This is a genomic window from Frigidibacter sp. SD6-1 (assembly GCF_030143255.1).
In the GTDB taxonomy this organism is placed as follows: domain Bacteria; phylum Pseudomonadota; class Alphaproteobacteria; order Rhodobacterales; family Rhodobacteraceae; genus TMP-24.
In genome coordinates, this window is sequence record NZ_JARJNR010000004.1 from 25991 (window position 1) to 44423 (window position 18433).

21 protein-coding genes are annotated in these 18433 nt (G+C 65.9%); 20 read left to right on the forward strand and 1 reads right to left on the reverse strand.

The window, feature by feature from the left end; translation table 11 throughout:
• Positions 1-9 precede the first annotated feature (9 nt).
• Complete coding sequence (locus P0645_RS08445) at positions 10-2733, reverse strand: nitrate/nitrite transporter (protein ID WP_284164141.1); 2724 nt, start codon at positions 2731-2733, stop codon at positions 10-12.
• A 245-nt stretch (positions 2734-2978) separates the two neighbouring features.
• Here P0645_RS08445 and P0645_RS08450 point away from each other — a divergent pair, with 245 nt between their 5' ends.
• The 20 genes from P0645_RS08450 to P0645_RS08545 all read left to right on the forward strand — a co-directional run bounded on the left by P0645_RS08450 (position 2979) and on the right by P0645_RS08545 (position 18427).
• The gene (locus P0645_RS08450) at positions 2979-3722 is read left to right on the forward strand and encodes a helix-turn-helix domain-containing protein (protein WP_284164142.1); all 744 of its coding nucleotides are present in this window, start codon (positions 2979-2981) and stop codon (positions 3720-3722) included.
• A 173-nt stretch (positions 3723-3895) separates the two neighbouring features.
• A complete protein-coding gene (locus tag P0645_RS08455; protein ID WP_284164464.1) occupies positions 3896-5470 on the forward strand; it encodes an ABC transporter permease in 1575 nt (524 codons plus the stop codon).
• Positions 5471-5678: 208 nt separating this feature from the next.
• Positions 5679-5912: an acyl carrier protein gene (locus P0645_RS08460; RefSeq protein WP_267633847.1), complete on the forward strand. Its 234-nt coding sequence runs from the start codon at positions 5679-5681 to the stop codon at positions 5910-5912.
• Positions 5913-5991: 79 nt separating this feature from the next.
• Positions 5992-6537, forward strand: coding sequence for a GNAT family N-acetyltransferase (locus P0645_RS08465; RefSeq protein ID WP_284164143.1), 546 nt, complete (start codon positions 5992-5994; stop codon positions 6535-6537).
• Between the two features lie 155 nt (positions 6538-6692).
• Positions 6693-7439 (forward strand): 1-(5-phosphoribosyl)-5-[(5-phosphoribosylamino)methylideneamino]imidazole-4-carboxamide isomerase, encoded by a 747-nt coding sequence (locus P0645_RS08470; protein WP_284164144.1) that lies wholly within the window; start codon positions 6693-6695, stop codon positions 7437-7439.
• A 206-nt stretch (positions 7440-7645) separates the two neighbouring features.
• Positions 7646-8908, forward strand: a complete 1263-nt coding sequence (gene fabF, locus P0645_RS08475) for a beta-ketoacyl-ACP synthase II (RefSeq protein ID WP_284164145.1) — start codon at positions 7646-7648, stop codon at positions 8906-8908.
• Positions 8908-10065, forward strand: a complete 1158-nt coding sequence (mltG, locus tag P0645_RS08480; protein ID WP_284164146.1) for an endolytic transglycosylase MltG — start codon at positions 8908-8910, stop codon at positions 10063-10065. Before fabF ends, mltG begins: the two co-directional genes overlap by 1 nt.
• A 273-nt stretch (positions 10066-10338) precedes the next feature.
• Positions 10339-10665 carry a hypothetical protein gene (locus P0645_RS08485; RefSeq protein ID WP_284164147.1) on the forward strand — a complete coding sequence of 109 codons (327 nt, stop codon included), beginning with the start codon at positions 10339-10341 and terminating at the stop codon, positions 10663-10665.
• Complete coding sequence (locus P0645_RS08490; RefSeq protein ID WP_284164465.1) at positions 10616-11962, forward strand: DNA-packaging protein; 1347 nt, start codon at positions 10616-10618, stop codon at positions 11960-11962. Before P0645_RS08485 ends, P0645_RS08490 begins: the two co-directional genes overlap by 50 nt.
• Before the next feature lie 67 nt (positions 11963-12029).
• Positions 12030-13205 carry a phage portal protein gene (locus P0645_RS08495; protein WP_284164148.1) on the forward strand — a complete coding sequence of 392 codons (1176 nt, stop codon included), beginning with the start codon at positions 12030-12032 and terminating at the stop codon, positions 13203-13205.
• Complete coding sequence (locus tag P0645_RS08500; protein WP_284164149.1) at positions 13202-13438, forward strand: GTA head formation protein, RCAP_rcc01685 family; 237 nt, start codon at positions 13202-13204, stop codon at positions 13436-13438. The genes P0645_RS08495 and P0645_RS08500 overlap by 4 nt, the downstream gene beginning before the upstream one ends.
• A gap of 24 nt (positions 13439-13462) precedes the next feature.
• A complete protein-coding gene (locus P0645_RS08505) occupies positions 13463-14005 on the forward strand; it encodes an HK97 family phage prohead protease (RefSeq protein ID WP_284164466.1) in 543 nt (180 codons plus the stop codon).
• Positions 14006-14042: 37 nt separating this feature from the next.
• The gene (locus tag P0645_RS08510) at positions 14043-15239 is read left to right on the forward strand and encodes a phage major capsid protein (protein ID WP_284164150.1); all 1197 of its coding nucleotides are present in this window, start codon (positions 14043-14045) and stop codon (positions 15237-15239) included.
• Between the two features lie 157 nt (positions 15240-15396).
• A complete protein-coding gene (locus tag P0645_RS08515) occupies positions 15397-15996 on the forward strand; it encodes a head-tail connector protein (protein WP_284164151.1) in 600 nt (199 codons plus the stop codon).
• The gene (locus P0645_RS08520; RefSeq protein ID WP_284164152.1) at positions 15993-16331 is read left to right on the forward strand and encodes a head-tail adaptor protein; all 339 of its coding nucleotides are present in this window, start codon (positions 15993-15995) and stop codon (positions 16329-16331) included. The genes P0645_RS08515 and P0645_RS08520 overlap by 4 nt, the downstream gene beginning before the upstream one ends.
• Positions 16328-16735: a DUF3168 domain-containing protein gene (locus tag P0645_RS08525; RefSeq protein WP_284164153.1), complete on the forward strand. Its 408-nt coding sequence runs from the start codon at positions 16328-16330 to the stop codon at positions 16733-16735. Before P0645_RS08520 ends, P0645_RS08525 begins: the two co-directional genes overlap by 4 nt.
• Positions 16736-16820: 85 nt before the next feature.
• Positions 16821-17231, forward strand: a complete 411-nt coding sequence (locus P0645_RS08530; RefSeq protein WP_267633861.1) for a phage major tail protein, TP901-1 family — start codon at positions 16821-16823, stop codon at positions 17229-17231.
• Entirely contained in the window at positions 17231-17554 is a 324-nt protein-coding gene (locus P0645_RS08535) for a gene transfer agent family protein (RefSeq protein ID WP_284164154.1), read from the forward strand. Before P0645_RS08530 ends, P0645_RS08535 begins: the two co-directional genes overlap by 1 nt.
• Positions 17551-17763: a rcc01693 family protein gene (locus P0645_RS08540; RefSeq protein WP_284164155.1), complete on the forward strand. Its 213-nt coding sequence runs from the start codon at positions 17551-17553 to the stop codon at positions 17761-17763. The genes P0645_RS08535 and P0645_RS08540 overlap by 4 nt, the downstream gene beginning before the upstream one ends.
• Positions 17750-18427: an RcGTA-type gene transfer agent tail tape measure protein gene (locus tag P0645_RS08545; protein WP_284164156.1), complete on the forward strand. Its 678-nt coding sequence runs from the start codon at positions 17750-17752 to the stop codon at positions 18425-18427. Before P0645_RS08540 ends, P0645_RS08545 begins: the two co-directional genes overlap by 14 nt.
• Positions 18428-18433: the final 6 nt, after the last annotated feature.

The following is an 18433-nucleotide window of genomic DNA, read 5'->3' on the forward strand; positions in this document are numbered from 1 at the left end:
CCTTTCCGTTCAGGCGTGGGCGGTGGCCGGAGTGCGGCCACGCTCGATGTCATGGAGAAGTCCGCCGCGCCGGGTGTAGTAGACCCAGGTCAGAACGAGGCAGAGGACGTAGAAGCCGAGGAACGCCCAGAGCGCCGCAACTGGCCCGCCCGTCATCGCGATCGACGTGCCGTAGGCCTTCGGGATGAAGAAGGCACCATAGGCGGCGATGGCCGAGGTGAAGGCGATGATCGCCGCACTTTCGCGTTCCGCCTGGCGGCGTGTCGCGGTGGCGTCGAGGCCCGGCATCAGGCGTGGGATCTCGCGCCCCATGATCGCGGGGATCATCTGGAAGGTCGAGGCATTGCCGACGCCCGTCAGGAAGAAGAGCGCGAGGAAGCAGGCGAAGAAGCCCTGGAAGCTGCCACCCGTGCCGTTGTCTGGCAGGAATGTGATGACGCCCCAGGTCGCCACGATCATGCCGAGGAAGGTCCAGAAGGTCACCCGTCCGCCGCCGAACCTGTCCGACACCCAGCCGGTCCCGGCGCGGGAAAGGGCGCCGACCAGCGGGCCAAGGAACACATATTGCAGCGCGTTCACCTCGGGGAACATCAGCTTCGTGAGAAGGGGGAAGCCCGCCGAATAGCCGATGAAGGACCCGAAGGTGCCGGTGTAGAGGATGCACATGATCCAGTTGTGGAAGCGTCCGAGGATCACCGCCTGTTCGCGGAACGAGGCTTTCGCATCGGCGATATCATTCATGCCGAGCCAGGCCGCGATGGTGGCGATGGCGATGAACGGCACCCAGACGAAGCCCGCGTTCTGCACCCAGAGCTGGCCACCGTCGGTCAGGCTCTGCGCCTCGCCGCCCATCGCGCCGAAGACCCCGGATGCGATGACGATCGGCACGAGGAACTGCATGACCGAGACGCCGAGGTTGCCGAGGCCCGCGTTCAGGGCCAGCGCATTGCCCTTTTCCGCCTTGGGGAAGAAATAGGCGATGTTGGCCATGGACGAAGCGAAGTTGCCGCCGCCAAGGCCGCAGAGAAGCGCCAGCACCATGAAGATCAGGTAGGGCGTCTCGGGGTTCTGCACCGCATAGCCGATGCCCATGGCGGGCAGGAGGAGCGAGGCGGTGGAAAGCGTCGTCCAGAGCCTGCCACCGAAGATCGGCACCATGAAGCTGTAGAAGATGCGAAGCGTCGCACCCGAAAGGCCGGGGAGCGCCGCCAGCCAGAAAAGCTGGCCGGGCGTGAAGCTGAAGCCGATGGCGGGAAGTTTTGCCACGACCATCGACCAGACCATCCAGACCGAGAAGGCCAGAAGGAGCGCCGGGATCGACAGCCACAGGTTCCGCCGGGCGACCGCACGGCCCTGCGAAGCCCAGAAATCCTTGTCCTCGGGCTGCCAGTCGGCCAGCGTGCGCGGCATCACCGTTTTGCCGGGGACGTGGACCTCCTGCATTTCGGGCAGGCTTGGCAGCTGGTCCAGCATCTCGCCATGCGCGGCCCGCTCCATCGCGCGGATCGACATGTGCATCCAGCCAAGCGCCATCGCGACGAGCAGGAAGAGCAGCGCGAAGCAGCTGGTGTAGATGCCGGTGATGTCGAGGAGCGCGCCGAACATGATCGGCAGGATGAAGCCTCCCAGACCGCCGATCATGCCGACAAGACCGCCGACGGCGCCGACATGGTGGGGATAATAGACCGGGATATGCTTGTAGACCGCCGCCTTGCCCAGCGACATGAAGAAGCCAAGCGCGAAGAGGATGGCGACGAAGGGCCAGAGACCCATGTTGGTTGCAAAGGTGATCGGGCCGTCCTTGCCCTGGATCACATAGTCGGTCGGCGGATAGGACAGCATGAAGAGGAAGATCAGGCTGAAGCCGAAGCACCAGTACATGACGGCCCGTGCGCCGAACCGGTCGGACAGGTGGCCGCCATAGGCGCGGAAGATCGAGGCGGAAAGCGAGAAGGCAGCCGCCGACATGCCGGCCGTCTTCACATCGACGCCGTAGACGTCGATCAGATAGTGCGGCATCCAGAGTGCCAGCGCGACGAAGGCGCCGAAGACGAAGAAATAGTAAAGCGAGAAGCGCCAGACCTGCAGGTTCTTCAGGGGCGCGAACTGTTCGGCCAGCGATGGCGCCTTTACACCCTTGGTACGGCGCGCGACCAGTTCGGGATCATCCTTGGCGAAGATGTAGAACAGCACACCCATCAGCACGATGCCCGCCGCCCAGACATGGGCGACGCCGTGCCAGCCGTAGGCCACCATCACGAAGGGTGCCACGAATTTCGTCACCGCCGCGCCCACGTTGCCCGCGCCAAAGATGCCAAGCGCCGTGCCCTGCTTGCCCGCCTCATACCAGCGCGAGACGTAAGCCACGCCGATGATGAAAGATCCGCCCGCAAGACCGACGCCAAGCGCCGCGACAAGGTACATCACATAGGTGTCCGCCCAGGTCAGTGCCCAGGTGGCGAGGCCTGTGAGGATCATCTGCAGCGAAAAGACCGCGCGTCCGCCATATTTCTCGGTCCAGACGCCGAGGAAGAGGCGGGTGAGTGACCCGGTGAGGATGGGGGTTGCCACCAGAAGGCCGAACTCGAACTCGTTCAGTCCAAGCTCTTTCTTGATGGCCACGCCGATGATGGAAAAGATCGTCCAGACCGCGAAACAGGCGGTGAAGGCGATCGTGCTGAGGAAGAGGGCGCGGTTCTGTTCGCCCTTCGATACGGTTGTGCCTTGCAGCATCGTGATCTCCGTCGCCAACGGGGATTTGCCCCGATTGGGGACGGGCATGGGACGGGCAAGCGGGGAGTTGCTTGATTCAGATCAAGTCATGACAGGTGGCGGGGACAATCCGACAGGATTTGACCGGTGCCTGTCGTTACGGCTGACTATGTCATGTCGGACGTTGACAAGGATCAGGCGAGTGGTTGATATTTGTCAACCTTAAGTCAGAAAAAAACACTGAGAGAGCCGGAGCGGATCGAGTCGTGCCCCACGCCCTTCATCAAGACATTCGTCGCTTGCCCCTGTTTTCCGGGATCGGCGAAGAGACCTTCCGCGATCTGATGCGGGCGGCCTACGACCAGCAGATGCCGCCGCATGTCACGGTCGTGAGCGAGGGCGCACCCGCGGATTTCCTGCATGTCGTTGTCGAGGGGATGGTGGAACTTTTCGCCTCGACGAACGGGCGCGACGCGACGATGGCGGTGGTTCGGCCGGTATCGACCTTCATTCTGGCCGCCTGCGTGCGCGACGCGCCTTACCTCATGTCGGCGCGCACGCTGCAGCGCTCGCGGCTGCTGCTGGTGCCCTCGGTCAATGTGCGCGCGGCGGTTGCGGCCGACAGCCGGTTCGCGCTGAACGCGATGCAGGACCTTGCGGGCTGTTATCGTGGGTTGGTGCGGCATACCAAGAACCTCAAGCTGAGGAATACCCGCGAACGGATCGCCGCCTACCTTCTGCGCCAGTCGCGCCTCATCGGCGATGCGCCGGGGTTTACGCTGCCGGTGGAGAAAAGGCTTATCGCCTCTTACATGGGGATGACGCCGGAAAACCTGTCGCGCGCTTTCAAGTCGCTCGCGGCGGACGGCTGCAAGATTGACGGCCAGCGCGTGATCATAACCGACCGGGCGCGGCTTGAGGCGCTTGCCGGTCTGTCGCTTCTGCTCGACGGGCCCGATCCCGACGCTTCGGCTGCAGGCGTCAGCCTGCCTCTGCCAGAGGCGAGCTAAGGGGCCGCCCGCGTGATGGTCCGCTGGACAGCCCCGGGTCAATCCACTAAGCGGCGGGAATGACCGACCAAAACGCTCAGGCAGAGAGTGCTACCCGGCGCGTGCCCGGTGCGTTCGGCCGCGTGGCGCCCTTCGCATGGTCCCTGGGTGCGGCCCTGATCGCGGGGCTGGTCATGGTGCCGATCCTGTCGGTCGTCTGGACCGCGCTCAATCCGACGGAGAATATCTGGCCGCATCTGATGGCGACGACCCTGCCGCGATACGTTCGCATGACGGTCATCCTCGCGCTCGGGACCGGGGCGCTTGCCGCCGCGGTGGGGGCAGGGGCCGCGTGGCTGGTCACAATGTACCGCTTCCCGCTGTCGCGGCTTCTGGAATGGCTGCTTCTCCTGCCGCTCGCCGTGCCCGCCTATGTCGGCGGTTATGTCGTGGTGGATTTCCTGGAATATTCCGGCCCGGTCCAGCACGGGCTCAGGCATCTTTTCGGCTGGCAGTCGGCGCGGGACTACTGGTTTCCCGAGGTCCGCTCGCCCGGCATGGCGATCGTGGTGATGGCGGCGGCGCTTTATCCTTATGTCTACATGCTCGCGCGCGCGGCCTTTCGGGAACAGCCGGGCGGCAGCTACGAGGTGGCGCGTGCGCTGGGCTCCGGGCCCTTGTCGCTGGCGCTCAGGGTCGGCCTGCCGCTTGCGCGTCCCGCCATCGCCGCCGGAACCGCCATCGTCATGATGGAGACGGTGAACGAATATGGCGTGATGAGTTTCTTTTCGGTGCAGACGCTGACGACGGGCATCTTCTCGACCTGGCTCGAGGCGGGCAATGTCGGCGGCGCGGCTCAGATCGCCTGCCTGATCCTGGCGGTGATCCTGACCTTGATGGCGCTGGAACGGAAGGGGCGGGCGAGGCTGCGCTTTCACGCCACGGCGCGACAGCGCAGGCCGGTGACGCCGCAGGCGCTGGAAGGGCTGGTGGCCTGGGGGGCGACGGGGCTTTGCCTTGTGCCCTTCGCCGTCGGTTTCGTGCTGCCGGTCGGCGTGATGCTGTCGCATGCGGTCGCCAGTCCGACCTCGTGGGCGGACAAAGGGCTGGCGCGGGCCTTCGGCAATACGCTGATGGTAGGCGGGCTGGCGTCGTTTCTGACCGTCGCGGCGGCGCTGTTCATGGTCTATGGTGTGCGCCTCGCGCGGGGGCGCGGCCCGCGCTATCTGCTGCCCTTGACCACGATCGGCTATGCGGCACCCGGCGCAGTGCTGGCGGTCGGCATTCTGCTGCCGCTTGCAGCACTTGATCACAAGGTCGCCGATCTTGTCCTCGCGCTCACCGGGCATGATCCGGGCCTGTTGCTGACCGGTTCAGCCGCTGCAGTCGTTTTCGCCTATTCGGTGCGCTTCTTCGCCATCGCGCAGGGCGCGGTCGATGCGGCCTTCGGTCGGGTGTCGCCCTCCTTGCCGATGGCGGCACGGTCGCTGGGGCGGAGCGAAGGCGGGACCTTACGCGATGTCTATCTGCCACTGATGAAGGGCTCGGTCGGGACCGCGCTGCTTCTGGTCTTCGTCGATTGCGTGAAGGAACTGCCTGCGACGCTGCTTCTGCGGCCCTTCAACTTCAACACGCTCGCGACGCGCACGCATGAAAAGGCGAGCCTCGAGAATATCTCGGGGGCGGCGCCCGCTGCGCTTCTGATCATCGCGGTCGGCCTCTGTGCGGTCGCGCTTCTGGCGCGTGCGAATTTCGCCGGGCGCCGCTGAGTAGGCAGGTCGCCGAATGTCGCGCTGCCCCGCGCGTCACCAGTTGCGAAAGCGTTTGCCTCGGGTCTAGACTGTGCTATAGGCGGCGCGAACTTGCCGGGGCGGGCCATTGGCCCGCCGTCCGGCGGCTTTGTGAAAACGGGGCCGGGCCGTTCGGCAAGAGCAAGAAACCAACGGGGCCACGATCCCCGACAGAAGAGGAAAGAACATGAGCGACATCGCTGATCGCGTGAAGAAGATTGTGGTCGAGCACCTCGGCGTCGAAGCGGACAAGGTGACGGAAGGCGCCTCGTTCATCGACGATCTCGGCGCTGACAGCCTCGACACCGTGGAACTCGTGATGGCATTCGAGGAAGAATTCGGGATCGAAATTCCGGACGATGCCGCCGAAACCATCCAGACCTTCGGCGACGCGGTGAAGTTCATCTCGGCCGCCGCCTGATCGGTGGACGGACGCTGATTGAAACGGCACCCTTCGCGGGTGCCGTTTTCGTTTGTGCGGCTGGCATAGGAGCGGTCCCTTGTTGTCCATACCGGTGGTCGAGACGGAACGGCTGATCCTGCGCGCCTTCCGGCGCGAGGATTTCGAGACCTTCGCCGCGATCTGGCAAGAGCCGGAGGTGATGCGCTTCATCGGCAAGAAGCCGCGTTCGGTGTCCGAGAGCTGGGGTGTCTTTCTGAAGATGGCCGGGAACTGGGTGCATGAGGGGTTCGGCCAGTGGGCGATCGAGCGCAAGGCGGACGGCGTGCTGATCGGGCAGACCGGGTTCTTCACCGCGATGCGGGGGCTGGGAGAGGACTTTGACTGCAGTCCCGAGGCGGGCTGGGTGCTGACGACCGCCGCGCACGGACAGGGCTTCGGCCCGGAGGCGGTGGCGGCCGCGCATGGCTGGTTCGACCGGCAGCCCTTTGCGGGCCGGACCTGCGCGATGATCGAGGCGGGGCATGGCGCCTCGTTCCGGATCGCGGAGCGGATGGGCTACCGGCCGTTCAGGCAGACCGAGGATCTGGGCGATCACGTGACGCTGCTGGAGCGTTCTCCGCCCCCGGGCACGCCTTCCGGCTGATCCGCGAGGCGGGCGGCGCAGGGCCCGAAGGCAGACCCGAGGTCCAAGAAGGGACTTTGAAAGTTCGCCCGTCGGTATAGACTGGCCGCCTGCAAGGAACGGTCCGGTCAGCGGCACCTCATCGCGCCCGGACCCATGAAAAGGAGGGGAGGCCGATGATTCTCTATCCGACGATCGAACTCAAGGACGGCCGTTGTGTAAGCCTGCCCAAGGGGCGGATCGAGGAGCCGCTGGTCTGGCATGTCGATCCGGTCGAGAAGGCCAAGGAATTCGCCCATGCCGGGGCGGAGTGGATCCATGTGACGGACTTCGATGCGGTGGGCGGTGTTTCCCGTAACCGCGATCTGGTGAAACGGATCATCCATGAGGCGGGCCTGCCTGTGCAACTGGGCGGCGGTTTCCGGTCGCGCGACAGGGTCGAGGAGTGGATCGACCTCGGGGCCGGGCGGATCGTCGTCGGCACGCTTGCGGCGCAGAACCCTCATCTGGTCAGGGAACTGGCGGAGCGCCATGCCGACCAGATCGTGCTGGCGGTCGATGTCTGGCGCGATCATGTGATGATCGAGGGCTGGAAGAGCCAGAGCGCCTACAGCCCCGAGGGCTATATCGAGAGCTTCCGCGACACGCCCTTCGCCGCGATCATCGCAACCGATATCGGTGCCGACCTGCGAGAGACGTCGGACGCGACTTACGGGGTGATATCGGCGATTGCCGATATGGCGAGAGTGCCGGTGATCGCGAGCGGCGTGGTGCGCACGATCGACGATATTGCGCGGCTGAGACTTCTGGACAAGGTGGCGGGCGCCATCGTTGGACGTGCGCTCTTCAACCGGACGGTCGATCTGGCCGAAGCGTTGAAGGAAGCGCGGCCAGGGCGGGAGCACGTCGCGGCCTTCATCTGATTTCGTCCCGCGCAGCGCGCGGGCCGACCCGCCGGGGGAGGCTCTGCCTCCCCCGGACCCCCTCCGGGATATTTCCGAACGGAAGACGACAAAGGGGGCTTGGTCTTCTGGCCGGGCGCCGCGCTGCCGATCGGGGTGTGGCTTGGTTGCGTGGTCGCGGGGCGGCTGCTATCAGGAGCCAGGCTAACAGCTGAAGGGGAGGCGCCATGCGTCGGGTGGTTGTCACGGGTCTGGGAATGGTCACGCCGCTCGCCTGCGGGGTGGAGGAGACCTGGAAGCGGCTGATCGCGGGCCAGTCGGGCGCCGGGCTGATCACGCGGTTTGATACGTCGAACGTGGTGACGACCTATGCCTGCGAGATCCCGTTCGGCGACGGGTCCGACGGCACGTTCAATCCCGACCTCTTCATGGAGCCGAAGGATCGCCGGAAGGTCGATGATTTCATCCTTTACGGCATGGCGGCCGCCCAGCAGGCCGTCGAGGATGCGGGCTGGATGCCCGAGGACGAGGAAAGCCGCCTGCGCACCGGCGTGATGATCGGCTCAGGGATCGGCGGCTTGAGTTCGATTGCCGAGACGGCGGTGCTGATCAAGGAGAAGGGGCCGAAGCGGGTCTCGCCCTTCTTCATCCCCGGTGCGCTGATCAACCTGATTTCTGGGCAGGTCTCGATCCGCTATGGGTTCAAGGGACCGAACCATGCGGTCGTGACCGCCTGTTCGACCGGGGCGCATGCCATTGGCGATGCGGCGCGGCTGATCCAGTGGGGCGATGCCGACGTGATGGTGGCGGGCGGTGCGGAAAGCCCGATCAGCGAGATCGGCATCGCCGGGTTCAATGCCTGCAAGGCCCTGTCCACGAAGCGTGCCGACGATCCGACCAAGGCCTCGCGCCCTTATGACGCGGATCGCGACGGGTTCGTGATGGGCGAGGGCGCAGGGTGTGTGGTGCTGGAGGAGTACGAGCACGCCAAGGCGCGCGGCGCGAAGATCTATGCCGAGGTTCTGGGTTATGGCCTGTCGGGCGATGCCTATCACATCACTGCGCCGTCCGAGGATGGCGATGGCGGTTTCCGCTCGATGTCGGCGGCCTTGAAGCGCGCCGGGATCACGCCGGACCGGATCGACTATATCAATGCGCATGGCACTTCGACCATGGCCGATACGATCGAGCTGGGCGCCGTGGAGCGGCTTTTGGGCGATGCGGCCGCCGGGGCGACCATGTCCTCGACCAAATCGGCCATCGGGCACCTGCTGGGCGCTGCCGGCGCGGTCGAGGCGATCTTCTGCGTGCTGGCGCTACGCGATCAGATCGCGCCGCCGACCATCAATCTTGATAATCCCGCAGTCGAGCCGAAGCTCGATCTTGCGCCGGACAGGGCGGTGAAGCGGGTGATCGATGTGGCCCTGTCGAACTCGTTCGGGTTCGGCGGCACCAATGCCTCGCTGGTTCTGGGCCGGGTCGGCGCCTGATGTGGAGACATGTCGCCGCGAACGCGCTGACGCTTCTGGTCGTGGCGCTGGTCGCGCTGGCTGCCCTTCTTGGCTGGGCACGCAATGAGTATCTCGGGCCGGGGCCGCTGTCGCAGGCGATTTGCCTGAAGGTTGAACGCGGGGCGAGCTTTCGTTCGGTCGCGCAGTCGCTGGCGGACCGGGGGGCGGTGGCGCATCCCTATATCTTCAAGGTGGGCGCGGATTATTCCGGCCGGACTGGCGCGCTGAAGGCGGGCTCCTATCTGATCAGGGCCGGTGCGCCGATGGCGGGGATCGTCGAGACGATCACCGGGAGCGGCCAGTCGACTTGCGGGACCGAGATCAATTACCGGATCGGGGTCAATGGCGCCGATGTGCGCGTGAGCGAACTGGACCCCGAAAGCCAGAAGCTGGTCGAGGTCTTGAAGTTTGATCCGGTGGCGGATGGGGTACCCGCGGACTATGCCCGATTTTCCGAAGACCCCGATGTGCGGCTGAAGATCACTGTCGCGGAAGGGGTCACGAGTTGGCAGGTGGTCGATACTTTGTCGCGGGTGGATTTCCTTGCGGGCGAGGTGCCGGAGGTGCCCGCTGAAGGCATGCTGTCGCCGCAGCAATATGAGGTGGCGAAGGACGCAGATCGTGCGGCACTTCTGGCCGAGATGCAGGCGAACCAGGTGAAGGCGCTGGCGGAACTGTGGGAAGGTCGTGCCGAAGGGCTGCCCTACAAGACGCCGGAGGAGGCGCTGACCATGGCATCGATCATCGAGAAGGAAACCGGCGTGGCGGCGGAGCGGCCTTTGGTGGCAAGCGTCTTCATCAACCGCCTGCGGGACGGGATGAAACTGCAGACCGACCCGACGGTGATCTATGGGCTGACCAAGGGGCAGGGGGTGCTGGGGCGCGGGCTGCGGCAGAGCGAGCTTCGGTCGAACACGCCCTACAATACCTATGTGATCGACGGGCTGCCGCCCGGGCCGATCGCAAACCCCGGGCGCGAGGCGATCGAGGCGGCATTGCATCCGGCGGACAGCAAGTTCCTGTTCTTCGTGGCAGACGGGACGGGTGGGCATGTTTTTGCCGAGACGCTTGCCGAGCATAACAAGAACGTCGCCAAATGGCGCGAGATCGAGGCGCAGCAGGGGCAGGGCAACTGAGATATCGGGGCGCCTGCCTCCTCGGGCGCTTCGCTTCTCGTCGGGCGGGCCGAAGAGCGCACGACGTGCGACGATGAGGGCACCTTAACAAAACGTTACGGCGTCGTTCGCATAACGCTTTGATATCGTTCGATTTTCATCTTGACTTGGCGACCGGTCCGATATATACCTTCGGGCATGCTAGAAGAAATGGGCGAGCGGCGCGGGGGTGGCCCCTGACGCCGCTTTTTCGTTTCGCTCGTGCGGACAGGCAGAGCTTAGGCGCGGGGCTGAATGACAGTGAGATTTACCGCCGGGGAACCGGAGCCGGAGCCGCAGGGCCCCGCCCGGGCCACGCAGGCGCTTTATGACATGGTCGTCGCGGACGTTCACGCCGCGATCCTGAAGATCCAGGCCGGAGAGATCGAGGCCAAGTCGGCCACGCAGGCGGTTCGGGAGATGCGCCAGCTGCTTCTCCTGGTGTTAGAGGAAAGGTCAAAGGTTGCCAAAATCAGCAAGCAGCACGAAGGAATTGCCTACGACTACGCCCTCGACCTCGACGCGGCCCGAGCTGAGATCGGCAGCCGCCTGGCTCGCCTCCGCGACGCCGGAGACGGTTGAGAGCTTTCTGGGCGAACTGTCCGACGAGGCGCTGATGGCGCTGCCCTGGCTCTTTGAATTCTGGGCCCTGCCGCACCAGATGGCACCGGAAGGCGCCTGGCGGACCTGGGTGATCATGGGCGGGCGCGGTGCGGGCAAGACGCGGGCGGGCGCCGAATGGGTCAGGGCGCAGGTCGAGGGGGCGCGGCCCCTGGACACAGGCCGGGCGAAATCGGTCGCGCTGGTCGGCGAGACGATCGATCAGGTGCGCGAGGTGATGGTTTTCGGGCCGAGCGGCATCCTTGCCTGCTCGCCGCCCGACCGCCGCCCGGTCTGGGAGGCAGGGCGACGCAGGCTCGTCTGGCCGAACGGCGCGGTCGCGCAGGTCTTTTCAGCGCATGAGCCCGAGAGCCTGCGGGGGCCGCAGTTCGATGCGGCCTGGGTGGACGAACTGGCGAAATGGAAGAAGGGGCAGGAGAGCTGGGACATGCTGCAGTTTGCCCTGAGGCTCGGTTCCCATCCCCGGCAGGTGGTGACGACGACGCCGAAGAACGTGGGGGTTCTGAAGACGATCCTGAAGAATCCGTCCACGGTTGTGACGCATGCGCCGACGGAAGCGAACAAGGCCTATCTGGCGGCTTCGTTCCTGGAGGAGATCCGGGCGCGCTATGACGGAACCCGGCTGGGGCGGCAGGAACTGGACGGGGTGCTTCTGGAGGATTTCGAAGGGGCGCTCTGGACGACCGAGATGATCGAGGTCGCGCGGGGCGAGCCGCCCGGGAGCTTCAGCCGGGTCGTGGTGGGTGTCGATCCGTCGGTGGCGGGAAAGCCCGGGTCGGACGAATGCGGGATCGTGGTGGTCGGCGCGGTGACCGATGGGCCGCCGAAGGACTGGCGGGCCTGGGTGCTGGAAGATGCGACGGTCACTGGCGGCAGCCCGCAGAAATGGGCGGAGGCAGTGGTGTCCGCCTATCACCGTCATGGCGCCTCGCGGGTGGTGGCCGAGGTCAATCAGGGTGGGGCGCTGGTCGAGGATGTGCTGAGGGCGGTCGATCCGTTCCTGCCGGTCAGGAAGGTTTCGGCCTCGACCAACAAGGTGGCTCGGGCCGAGCCGGTAGCGGCCTTATATGAGCAGGGCCGCGTCGGGCATGTGCGTGATCTGGGCGCGCTGGAGGACCAGATGTGTCAGGTCACCCGGCAGGGCTATCAGGGCAAGGGCAGTCCCGACCGGGTCGATGCGCTCGTTTGGGCGCTGACCGATGTGATGATCGACGCGGCGCGGTTCGGGGCGCTTCACCCGCAGGTGCGGGCGATCTGAGCGCCGACATTTCGACCCTGTGGGCCGGAAGCGGCGCCGAGGGACAAGCAGGAACATGGAGTTGGGCATGGGTTGGAACATTTTCCGCCGCGGGACGGGTGCGCCCGAGGCCAAGGCCTCGGCCACGGGCCGGGTGATCGCCTGGGGATCGTCGGGGCGCGTGGCCTGGAGCCCGCGCGATGTGGTGAGCCTGACGAAGACCGGCTTTGCCGCCAATCCGGTCGGGTTTCGCGCGGTGAAGTTGATCGCCGAGGCGGCGGCGGCGCTGCCGCTCGTCTGTCAGGATCAGGAGCGGCGGTTCGATATTCATCCGCTTCTAGACCTGATCGCCCGGCCCAATCCCGGGCAGGGGCGGGCGGAGCTGTTCGAGGCGCTTTATGGCCAGATCCTTCTGACCGGGAACGGGTATCTGGAGGCGGTGGGCGATCAGGGGTTGCCGGTCGAGCTGCATGTGCTGCGCTCGGACCGGATGAGCCTGGTGCCGGGGGCGGATGGCTGGCCGGTGGCCTATGATTATACGGTGTCGGGCCGGAAGCACCGGTTCGACATGCGGGGGCCGGTCGATCCGGTCTGTCATATCAAGGCCTTCCATCCGCAGGACGATCATTACGGCCTGTCGCCCCTGCAGGCGGCGGCGGTGGCGATCGACGTGCATAATTCGGCGTCGAGCTGGTCGAAGGCGCTTCTGGACAATGCGGCGCGGCCCTCGGGGGCCATCGTCTACAAGGGCGTGGACGGGCAGGGGCAGTTGTCGCCCGACCAGTATGACCGGCTGATCGGCGAGATGGAGATGCACCATCAGGGCGCGCGCAATGCGGGGCGCCCGATGCTTCTGGAAGGGGGCCTCGACTGGAAGCCGATGGGGTTCAGCCCGTCGGACATGGAATTCCAGAAGACGAAGGAGGCAGCGGCGCGCGAGATCGCGACGGCCTTCGGCGTGCCGCCGATGCTGCTGGGCATTCCGGGTGATGCGACCTATGCGAACTATCAGGAGGCCAACCGCGCCTTCTACCGGCTGACGGTTCTGCCCCTCGCGACGCGGGTGACGGCGGCGGTGGCCTACTGGCTGTCGACGCATCTGGGCGAACGGATGGAGATGAAGCCCGATCTTGATCAGGTGCCGGCGCTTGCGGCCGAGCGTGACCAGCAATGGGCGCGGGTCGGCGCGGCGAGTTTCCTGACGGATGCCGAGAAGCGCGCGATCCTTGGTCTGCCGCGTCTCAGCGACGAGGGCGATGCATGAGCGGGGCGGGATCGCGCTATCTGAAGGAACCGTTCGAATGCGCGCATGAACACCGGTTCGAGGCGACCGAAAAGATCATGTCGCTGCAGTTCGAGACGGTCGAGCGGCGGCTGGAACGGATCGAGGCGATGATCGGCGGGGTCGAGAAGCGGCTGTGGATGACTGTCTTCGGCGTCGTGGGGGTGATGCTCGCCCAGGCGGCGCAGTCGATCCTTGAATTTGCTCCGAAATAGGAGGCGGCAATGCAGGCGGAATGGATGGGGCTTGAGACGAAGTTTGCGCGCCTCGGCGAGGCGGTGACGGTTTCGGACGGCGTCAGGATCGAGGGCTATGCCTCGCTCTTCGGGGTCGGCGATCAGGGCGGCGACGTGGTGGTGGCGGGGGCCTATGGCCGGTCGCTCGCCCGGCTGAAGGCCGAGGGGCGGCAGGTCAAGATGCTGTGGCAGCACGATCCCGCGCAGCCAATCGGCGTCTGGGACGAGATCCGTGAGGATGGCAAGGGCCTGTGGGTGCGCGGGCGGCTTCTGTCGGATGTAGAGAGGGGCCGCGAGGCGGCGGCGCTGATCGCGGCGGGGGCGATTGACGGGCTGTCGATCGGCTACCGCACGGTGAGGGCGGAGAAGGACGCGAAGGGGCAGAGGCTCCTGCGTGAGGTGGAGCTGTGGGAAGTGTCGCTCGTGACCTTTCCGATGCTTCCCGAGGCGAGGATCGGCGCGAAGGGCGCGGAGGCGCTGGTGGCCGATCTGAAAGACCTGGCGGCGGTCTTTGCCGACGCGCGCCGGAGGCTGGCGGGCCGCTAGGACCCGCCGAACGCAACCCCTGACGAAGGTGATGGGTATGACGAAGACCGAGGTGAAATCTCGGGCCGGGGAAGGCGTGTCTGACGCTCCGGCCCAGGAAGTGAAGGCTGCGATCGCTGGTTTTGTCAGCGAGTTCAAGGGCTTTCAGGACGAACTGAAATCGAAGCTTCAACAACAGGAAGAGCGACTGACCATGCTGGATCGCAAAACTTATGCCGCCGGGCGTCCGGCGCTGTCTGTCACGGCGGATGCGGACGCGCCGCATCAGAAGGCCTTTGCGGCCTATGTCCGCCATGGCGAAGATGACGGCTTGCGCGGCCTGAGCCTGGAAGGCAAGGCGATGAACACGGCGGTGAGCGCCGATGGCGGCTATCTGATCAACCCCGAGATGGCCGAGCGCATTCAGGGCGTGCTGCGGTCCAGCGTGTCGGTTCGGGCCGTCGCCAATGTGGTCAATGTCGAGAGCGGGTCGTTCGATGTGGTGATCGATCGCACCGATCTGGGGTCGGGCTGGGCGACGGAAATCGCGGCTTTCGCCGAAACCGCCACGCCGACCATCGAGCGCATCTCGATCAAGCTCCACGAGCTTGCAGCCATGCCGAAGATCAGCCAGCGCTTGCTCGATGATGCGGCATTCGACGTCGAGGGTTGGCTTTCCGAGCGGATCGCCAACAAGTTCGCCCGCGCCGAGGCGGCGGCGTTCATCAATGGAGACGGGATCGACAAGCCGAAGGGCATCCTGAACTATCCGGCCGTTGACAACGGGTCCTGGGCCTGGGGGTCGCTCGGGTATATTCCCACGGGTGCGGCGGGAGATTTCGCGGCGACCAACGCCTCGGACTCGATCGTCGATCTGGTCTATGCGCTCGGCGCGGACTACCGCGCGAACGGTACCTTCCTGATGAATTCGAAGACCGCAGGTGCGGTTCGCAAGATGAAGGATGCCGACGGCCGCTTCATGTGGTCCGACGGGTTGGCACTGGGCGAGCCGTCGCGCCTGATGGGCTATCCGGTGCTGATCGCCGAGGACATGCCCGATATCGGCGCCGATGCCTATGCCATCGCTTTCGGTGACTTCCATGCGGGTTATACCGTGGCGGAGCGTCCGGACCTGCGGGTTCTGCGCGATCCGTTCTCGACCAAGCCGAATGTGCTGTTCTACGCGACCAAGCGCGTGGGCGGCGATGTGACCGACTTCAACGCGGTCAAGCTTCTGAAGTTCGCGACCAGCTGACGGTCGCGGATGGGGCCGGCCCTTGCGGGCCGCGCCCCGGGCGCGGGCCCCGGCCCGCATTGTCTAGCTGCTCCCTCCGTCCGAGCAATGTGGGTCCCTGGCCGGAAGGCGGGGTCCCGCGCCCACGGGCGAGACCTGGAATTCGGAGAAAACCCTGATGTTGCTGACAGAGACGAGTGTGGTGCCCGGATCGGCGCTGCCGGTGCAGGCGTTCAAGGACCATCTGCGTCTGGGCAGCGGGTTTGCCGACGACGGGGTGCAGGACGCCCTGGCCGAGACCTATCTGCGCGCGGCGATTGCCGCGATCGAGGGGCGGATCGGCAAGGCGCTGCTGGCGCGGGATTTCCTGTGGGTGCTGGATGGCTGGCGGGGTGCGTCGGCCGAGGCGCTGCCGGTGGCGCCGGTGACGCTGATCGCTTCGGTTACGCTAAAGGATGCAGCCGGGGCGCCGACGGCGCTTCCCGGCAGCGCATACCGGCTGGTGCGCGATGCACATCGGCCGAAGATCGCAGGCGTCGGCGGGTCGCTGCCCTCGGTGCCGACCGACGGAACGGTGGAGGTTGCCTTCACCGCGGGGTTCGGCCCGGTCTGGGCCGATGTGCCGGTCGATCTGGCGCAGGCGGTGTTCCTGCTGGCGGCGCACTACCACGAGAACCGGCATGAGGTGGGCGACCGCGCGACCGCGCTGCCCTTCGGCGTGATGGCTCTGATCGAGCGCTGGCGCACCGTGCGGGTACTGGGCGGAGGTGAGGCATGAACGCGCCCCGCCTCAATCGCAGACTGACGCTTGAGGAAGCGGTCAGGGCGCCGGACGGCGCGGGCGGCTATTCGCTGGTCTGGACCGCGCGTGGTATCCTCTGGGCCGCTATCGATCCGGTGACGGGGCGGGAGCGGGCGGGGGAGTCGGTGACTGTCTCGCAGGTGTCCTACCGGATCACGGTTCGGGGGGCGCCCGAAGGCGCGCCGTCGCGGCCGCGACCGGAACAACGGTTCAGCGAGGGGGGGCGGATCTATCTGATCACCGCCGTGACCGAGGCGGACGACAGCGGGCGCTATCTGACCTGCTATGCGACCGAGGAGGTGCTGTCATGAGTTATGGTGCAGCCGCCGCCTTGCAGGCGGCGATCTATCAGCGGCTGGTGGCGGACAGTCCGCTGGATGCGCTGGTCTCTGGCGCGATCTACGATTCCGTGCCGCCGGGCAATACGGCGGGCACATATGTGTCGATCGGGCCGGAAGTGGTCAAGGATGCCTCCAGCCAGACCGAGCGGGGCGCGCAGCATGAGTTCACCATATCGGTCGTAACCGATGCGGCGGGTTTCCAGAACGCGAAGGCGGTTGCGGCGGCGGTGTCGGACGCGCTGACGGGGGCCAGTCTGGTTCTGGTACGCGGCCATCTGGTCGGCCTCTGGTTCCTCAGGGCGCGGGCGCGGCGGGTCGAAGAGGCGGACGTGCGCCGGATCGACCTGGTCTTCAGGGCCCGGATCGAGGACTAGGGCGACAAATTTTCAATTATCGAACCTATGAGCGGTTCAGGGCGGGGTCTTGCCGCCTTCTTCCTTCACAATTCGGAGAACGGACATGGTGGCCCAAAACGGCAAGGACCTGTTGATAAAGCTCGACCTCGGCGGCGCGAATTTCGCGACGGTCGCCGGGCTTCGCGCGACGAGGATCAGTTTCAATGCGGAAACGGTCGACGTGACGAGCCTCGAGAGCCAGGGTGGCTGGCGCGAGCTTCTGTCGGGCGCGGGCGTGCGGTCGGCCAGTGTCTCGGGCTCGGGCGTCTTCGTTGACGCCAACACAGATGATCGCGCGCGGCAGATATTCTTCGCGGGAACCGTCGAGGTCTTTCAGGTGATCATCCCGGACTTTGGCATCGTTGAAGGCCCGTTCCAGATCACCGCGATCGAATATGCGGGCAGCTACAATGGCGAGGCGACCTACGAGTTGTCGCTCGCCTCGGCCGGTGTCCTGAGCTTCACGGCGATCTGATGGTGAACCCCTGGGCGGGCGAGGTCGAGGTTGTCCTGAACGGGACGCCTTTGGTCGCGAAGCTGACATTGGGCGCGCTGGCCGAGCTGGAAGCGGGTTTGGGGGCCGGTTCGCTCCTCGATCTTGTCGAGCGGTTCGAGAGCGGGCGCTTTTCGACCCGTGACGTGATTGCCGTGCTACTGGCGGGGCTGAGGGGCGGGGGTTGGCGCGGCAGCGCTTCTGATCTGAGCGCCGCGGAGATCGGTGGCGGGCCGCTGGCAGCGGTCAGGATCGCGGCGGAACTGCTGGCGCGGGCGTTCACCGTGCCGGAGGCGGAGGCATGAGGGGTGGGCTCGACTGGCCCGGGCTCATGCGGGCGGGGATGCAGGGTTTGCGCCTGCGCCCCGAGGACTTCTGGCGGCTGACGCCCGCGGAACTCGCGCTGATGCTCGGTGATCCGGCGGCGGTGACACCGATGGGGCGGAACCGGCTTCAGGCACTGATCGCGGCCTGGCCGGATGGACGAAAGGAGCCGGGAGATGGCGGAAGATAAGCCGTTCGGGACGGACGGGATCGACGGGTTTCAGGCACAGGTTCAGGCGCTGGAACAATCGCTGGGCGGTGCGCAGGCGGTGGCGGCGGCCTTCGACAGCGAGCTTGTCCGGATGAAGGACAGCATGATCTTCACCTCGCGCGAGGTGAATACGCTGTCGCTTGGCATCGGGCGCGGGCTTAGGAGTGCCTTCGATGGTGTGATCTTCGACGGAATGAAACTGTCGGATGCGCTGAAGCAACTTGGCCAGTCGATCATCGACAATGTCTACAATGTCGCGATGCGGCCGATCCAGAATGCGGTCGGTGGGGCGATCGCGACCGGGATGAACAACATGCTTTCGGGCCTCTTTCCGTTCGCGAACGGGGCCGGGTTTGCGCAGGGTCGCGTGATGCCTTTCGCGCGAGGCGGCGTGGTGTCGAGCCCCACGATGTTTCCGATGCGGGGCGGGCGCGGGCTGATGGGCGAAGCGGGGCCGGAGGCGATCATGCCTTTGACGCGCGGCGCCGACGGGAGGCTTGGCGTGCAGACGGCGGGCGGGGGGCGGCCGGTGAATGTGACGGTCAACGTCACGACGCCGGACGTGAAGGGTTTTGAGCGCAGCCAGAGCCAGATCGCCGCGCAGATGGCACGCGCGCTTGCGCGCGGCGACAGGAACAGGTGAGGGACC

Coding starts and splice junctions, on each gene's coding strand:
- P0645_RS08445 (WP_284164141.1), bottom strand. CDS start 2,733: ATGCTGCAAGGCACAACCGTATCGAAGGGCGAACAGAACCGCGCCCTC.
- P0645_RS08455 (WP_284164464.1), top strand. CDS start 3,896: ATGGTGCCGATCCTGTCGGTCGTCTGGACCGCGCTCAATCCGACGGAG.
- P0645_RS08460 (WP_267633847.1), top strand. CDS start 5,679: ATGAGCGACATCGCTGATCGCGTGAAGAAGATTGTGGTCGAGCACCTC.
- P0645_RS08470 (WP_284164144.1), top strand. CDS start 6,693: ATGATTCTCTATCCGACGATCGAACTCAAGGACGGCCGTTGTGTAAGC.
- fabF (WP_284164145.1), top strand. CDS start 7,646: ATGCGTCGGGTGGTTGTCACGGGTCTGGGAATGGTCACGCCGCTCGCC.
- mltG (WP_284164146.1), top strand. CDS start 8,908: ATGTGGAGACATGTCGCCGCGAACGCGCTGACGCTTCTGGTCGTGGCG.
- P0645_RS08485 (WP_284164147.1), top strand. CDS start 10,339: ATGACAGTGAGATTTACCGCCGGGGAACCGGAGCCGGAGCCGCAGGGC.
- P0645_RS08495 (WP_284164148.1), top strand. CDS start 12,030: ATGGGTTGGAACATTTTCCGCCGCGGGACGGGTGCGCCCGAGGCCAAG.
- P0645_RS08500 (WP_284164149.1), top strand. CDS start 13,202: ATGAGCGGGGCGGGATCGCGCTATCTGAAGGAACCGTTCGAATGCGCG.
- P0645_RS08505 (WP_284164466.1), top strand. CDS start 13,463: ATGGGGCTTGAGACGAAGTTTGCGCGCCTCGGCGAGGCGGTGACGGTT.
- P0645_RS08510 (WP_284164150.1), top strand. CDS start 14,043: ATGACGAAGACCGAGGTGAAATCTCGGGCCGGGGAAGGCGTGTCTGAC.
- P0645_RS08515 (WP_284164151.1), top strand. CDS start 15,397: ATGTTGCTGACAGAGACGAGTGTGGTGCCCGGATCGGCGCTGCCGGTG.
- P0645_RS08520 (WP_284164152.1), top strand. CDS start 15,993: ATGAACGCGCCCCGCCTCAATCGCAGACTGACGCTTGAGGAAGCGGTC.
- P0645_RS08525 (WP_284164153.1), top strand. CDS start 16,328: ATGAGTTATGGTGCAGCCGCCGCCTTGCAGGCGGCGATCTATCAGCGG.
- P0645_RS08530 (WP_267633861.1), top strand. CDS start 16,821: ATGGTGGCCCAAAACGGCAAGGACCTGTTGATAAAGCTCGACCTCGGC.
- P0645_RS08535 (WP_284164154.1), top strand. CDS start 17,231: ATGGTGAACCCCTGGGCGGGCGAGGTCGAGGTTGTCCTGAACGGGACG.
- P0645_RS08540 (WP_284164155.1), top strand. CDS start 17,551: ATGAGGGGTGGGCTCGACTGGCCCGGGCTCATGCGGGCGGGGATGCAG.
- P0645_RS08545 (WP_284164156.1), top strand. CDS start 17,750: ATGGCGGAAGATAAGCCGTTCGGGACGGACGGGATCGACGGGTTTCAG.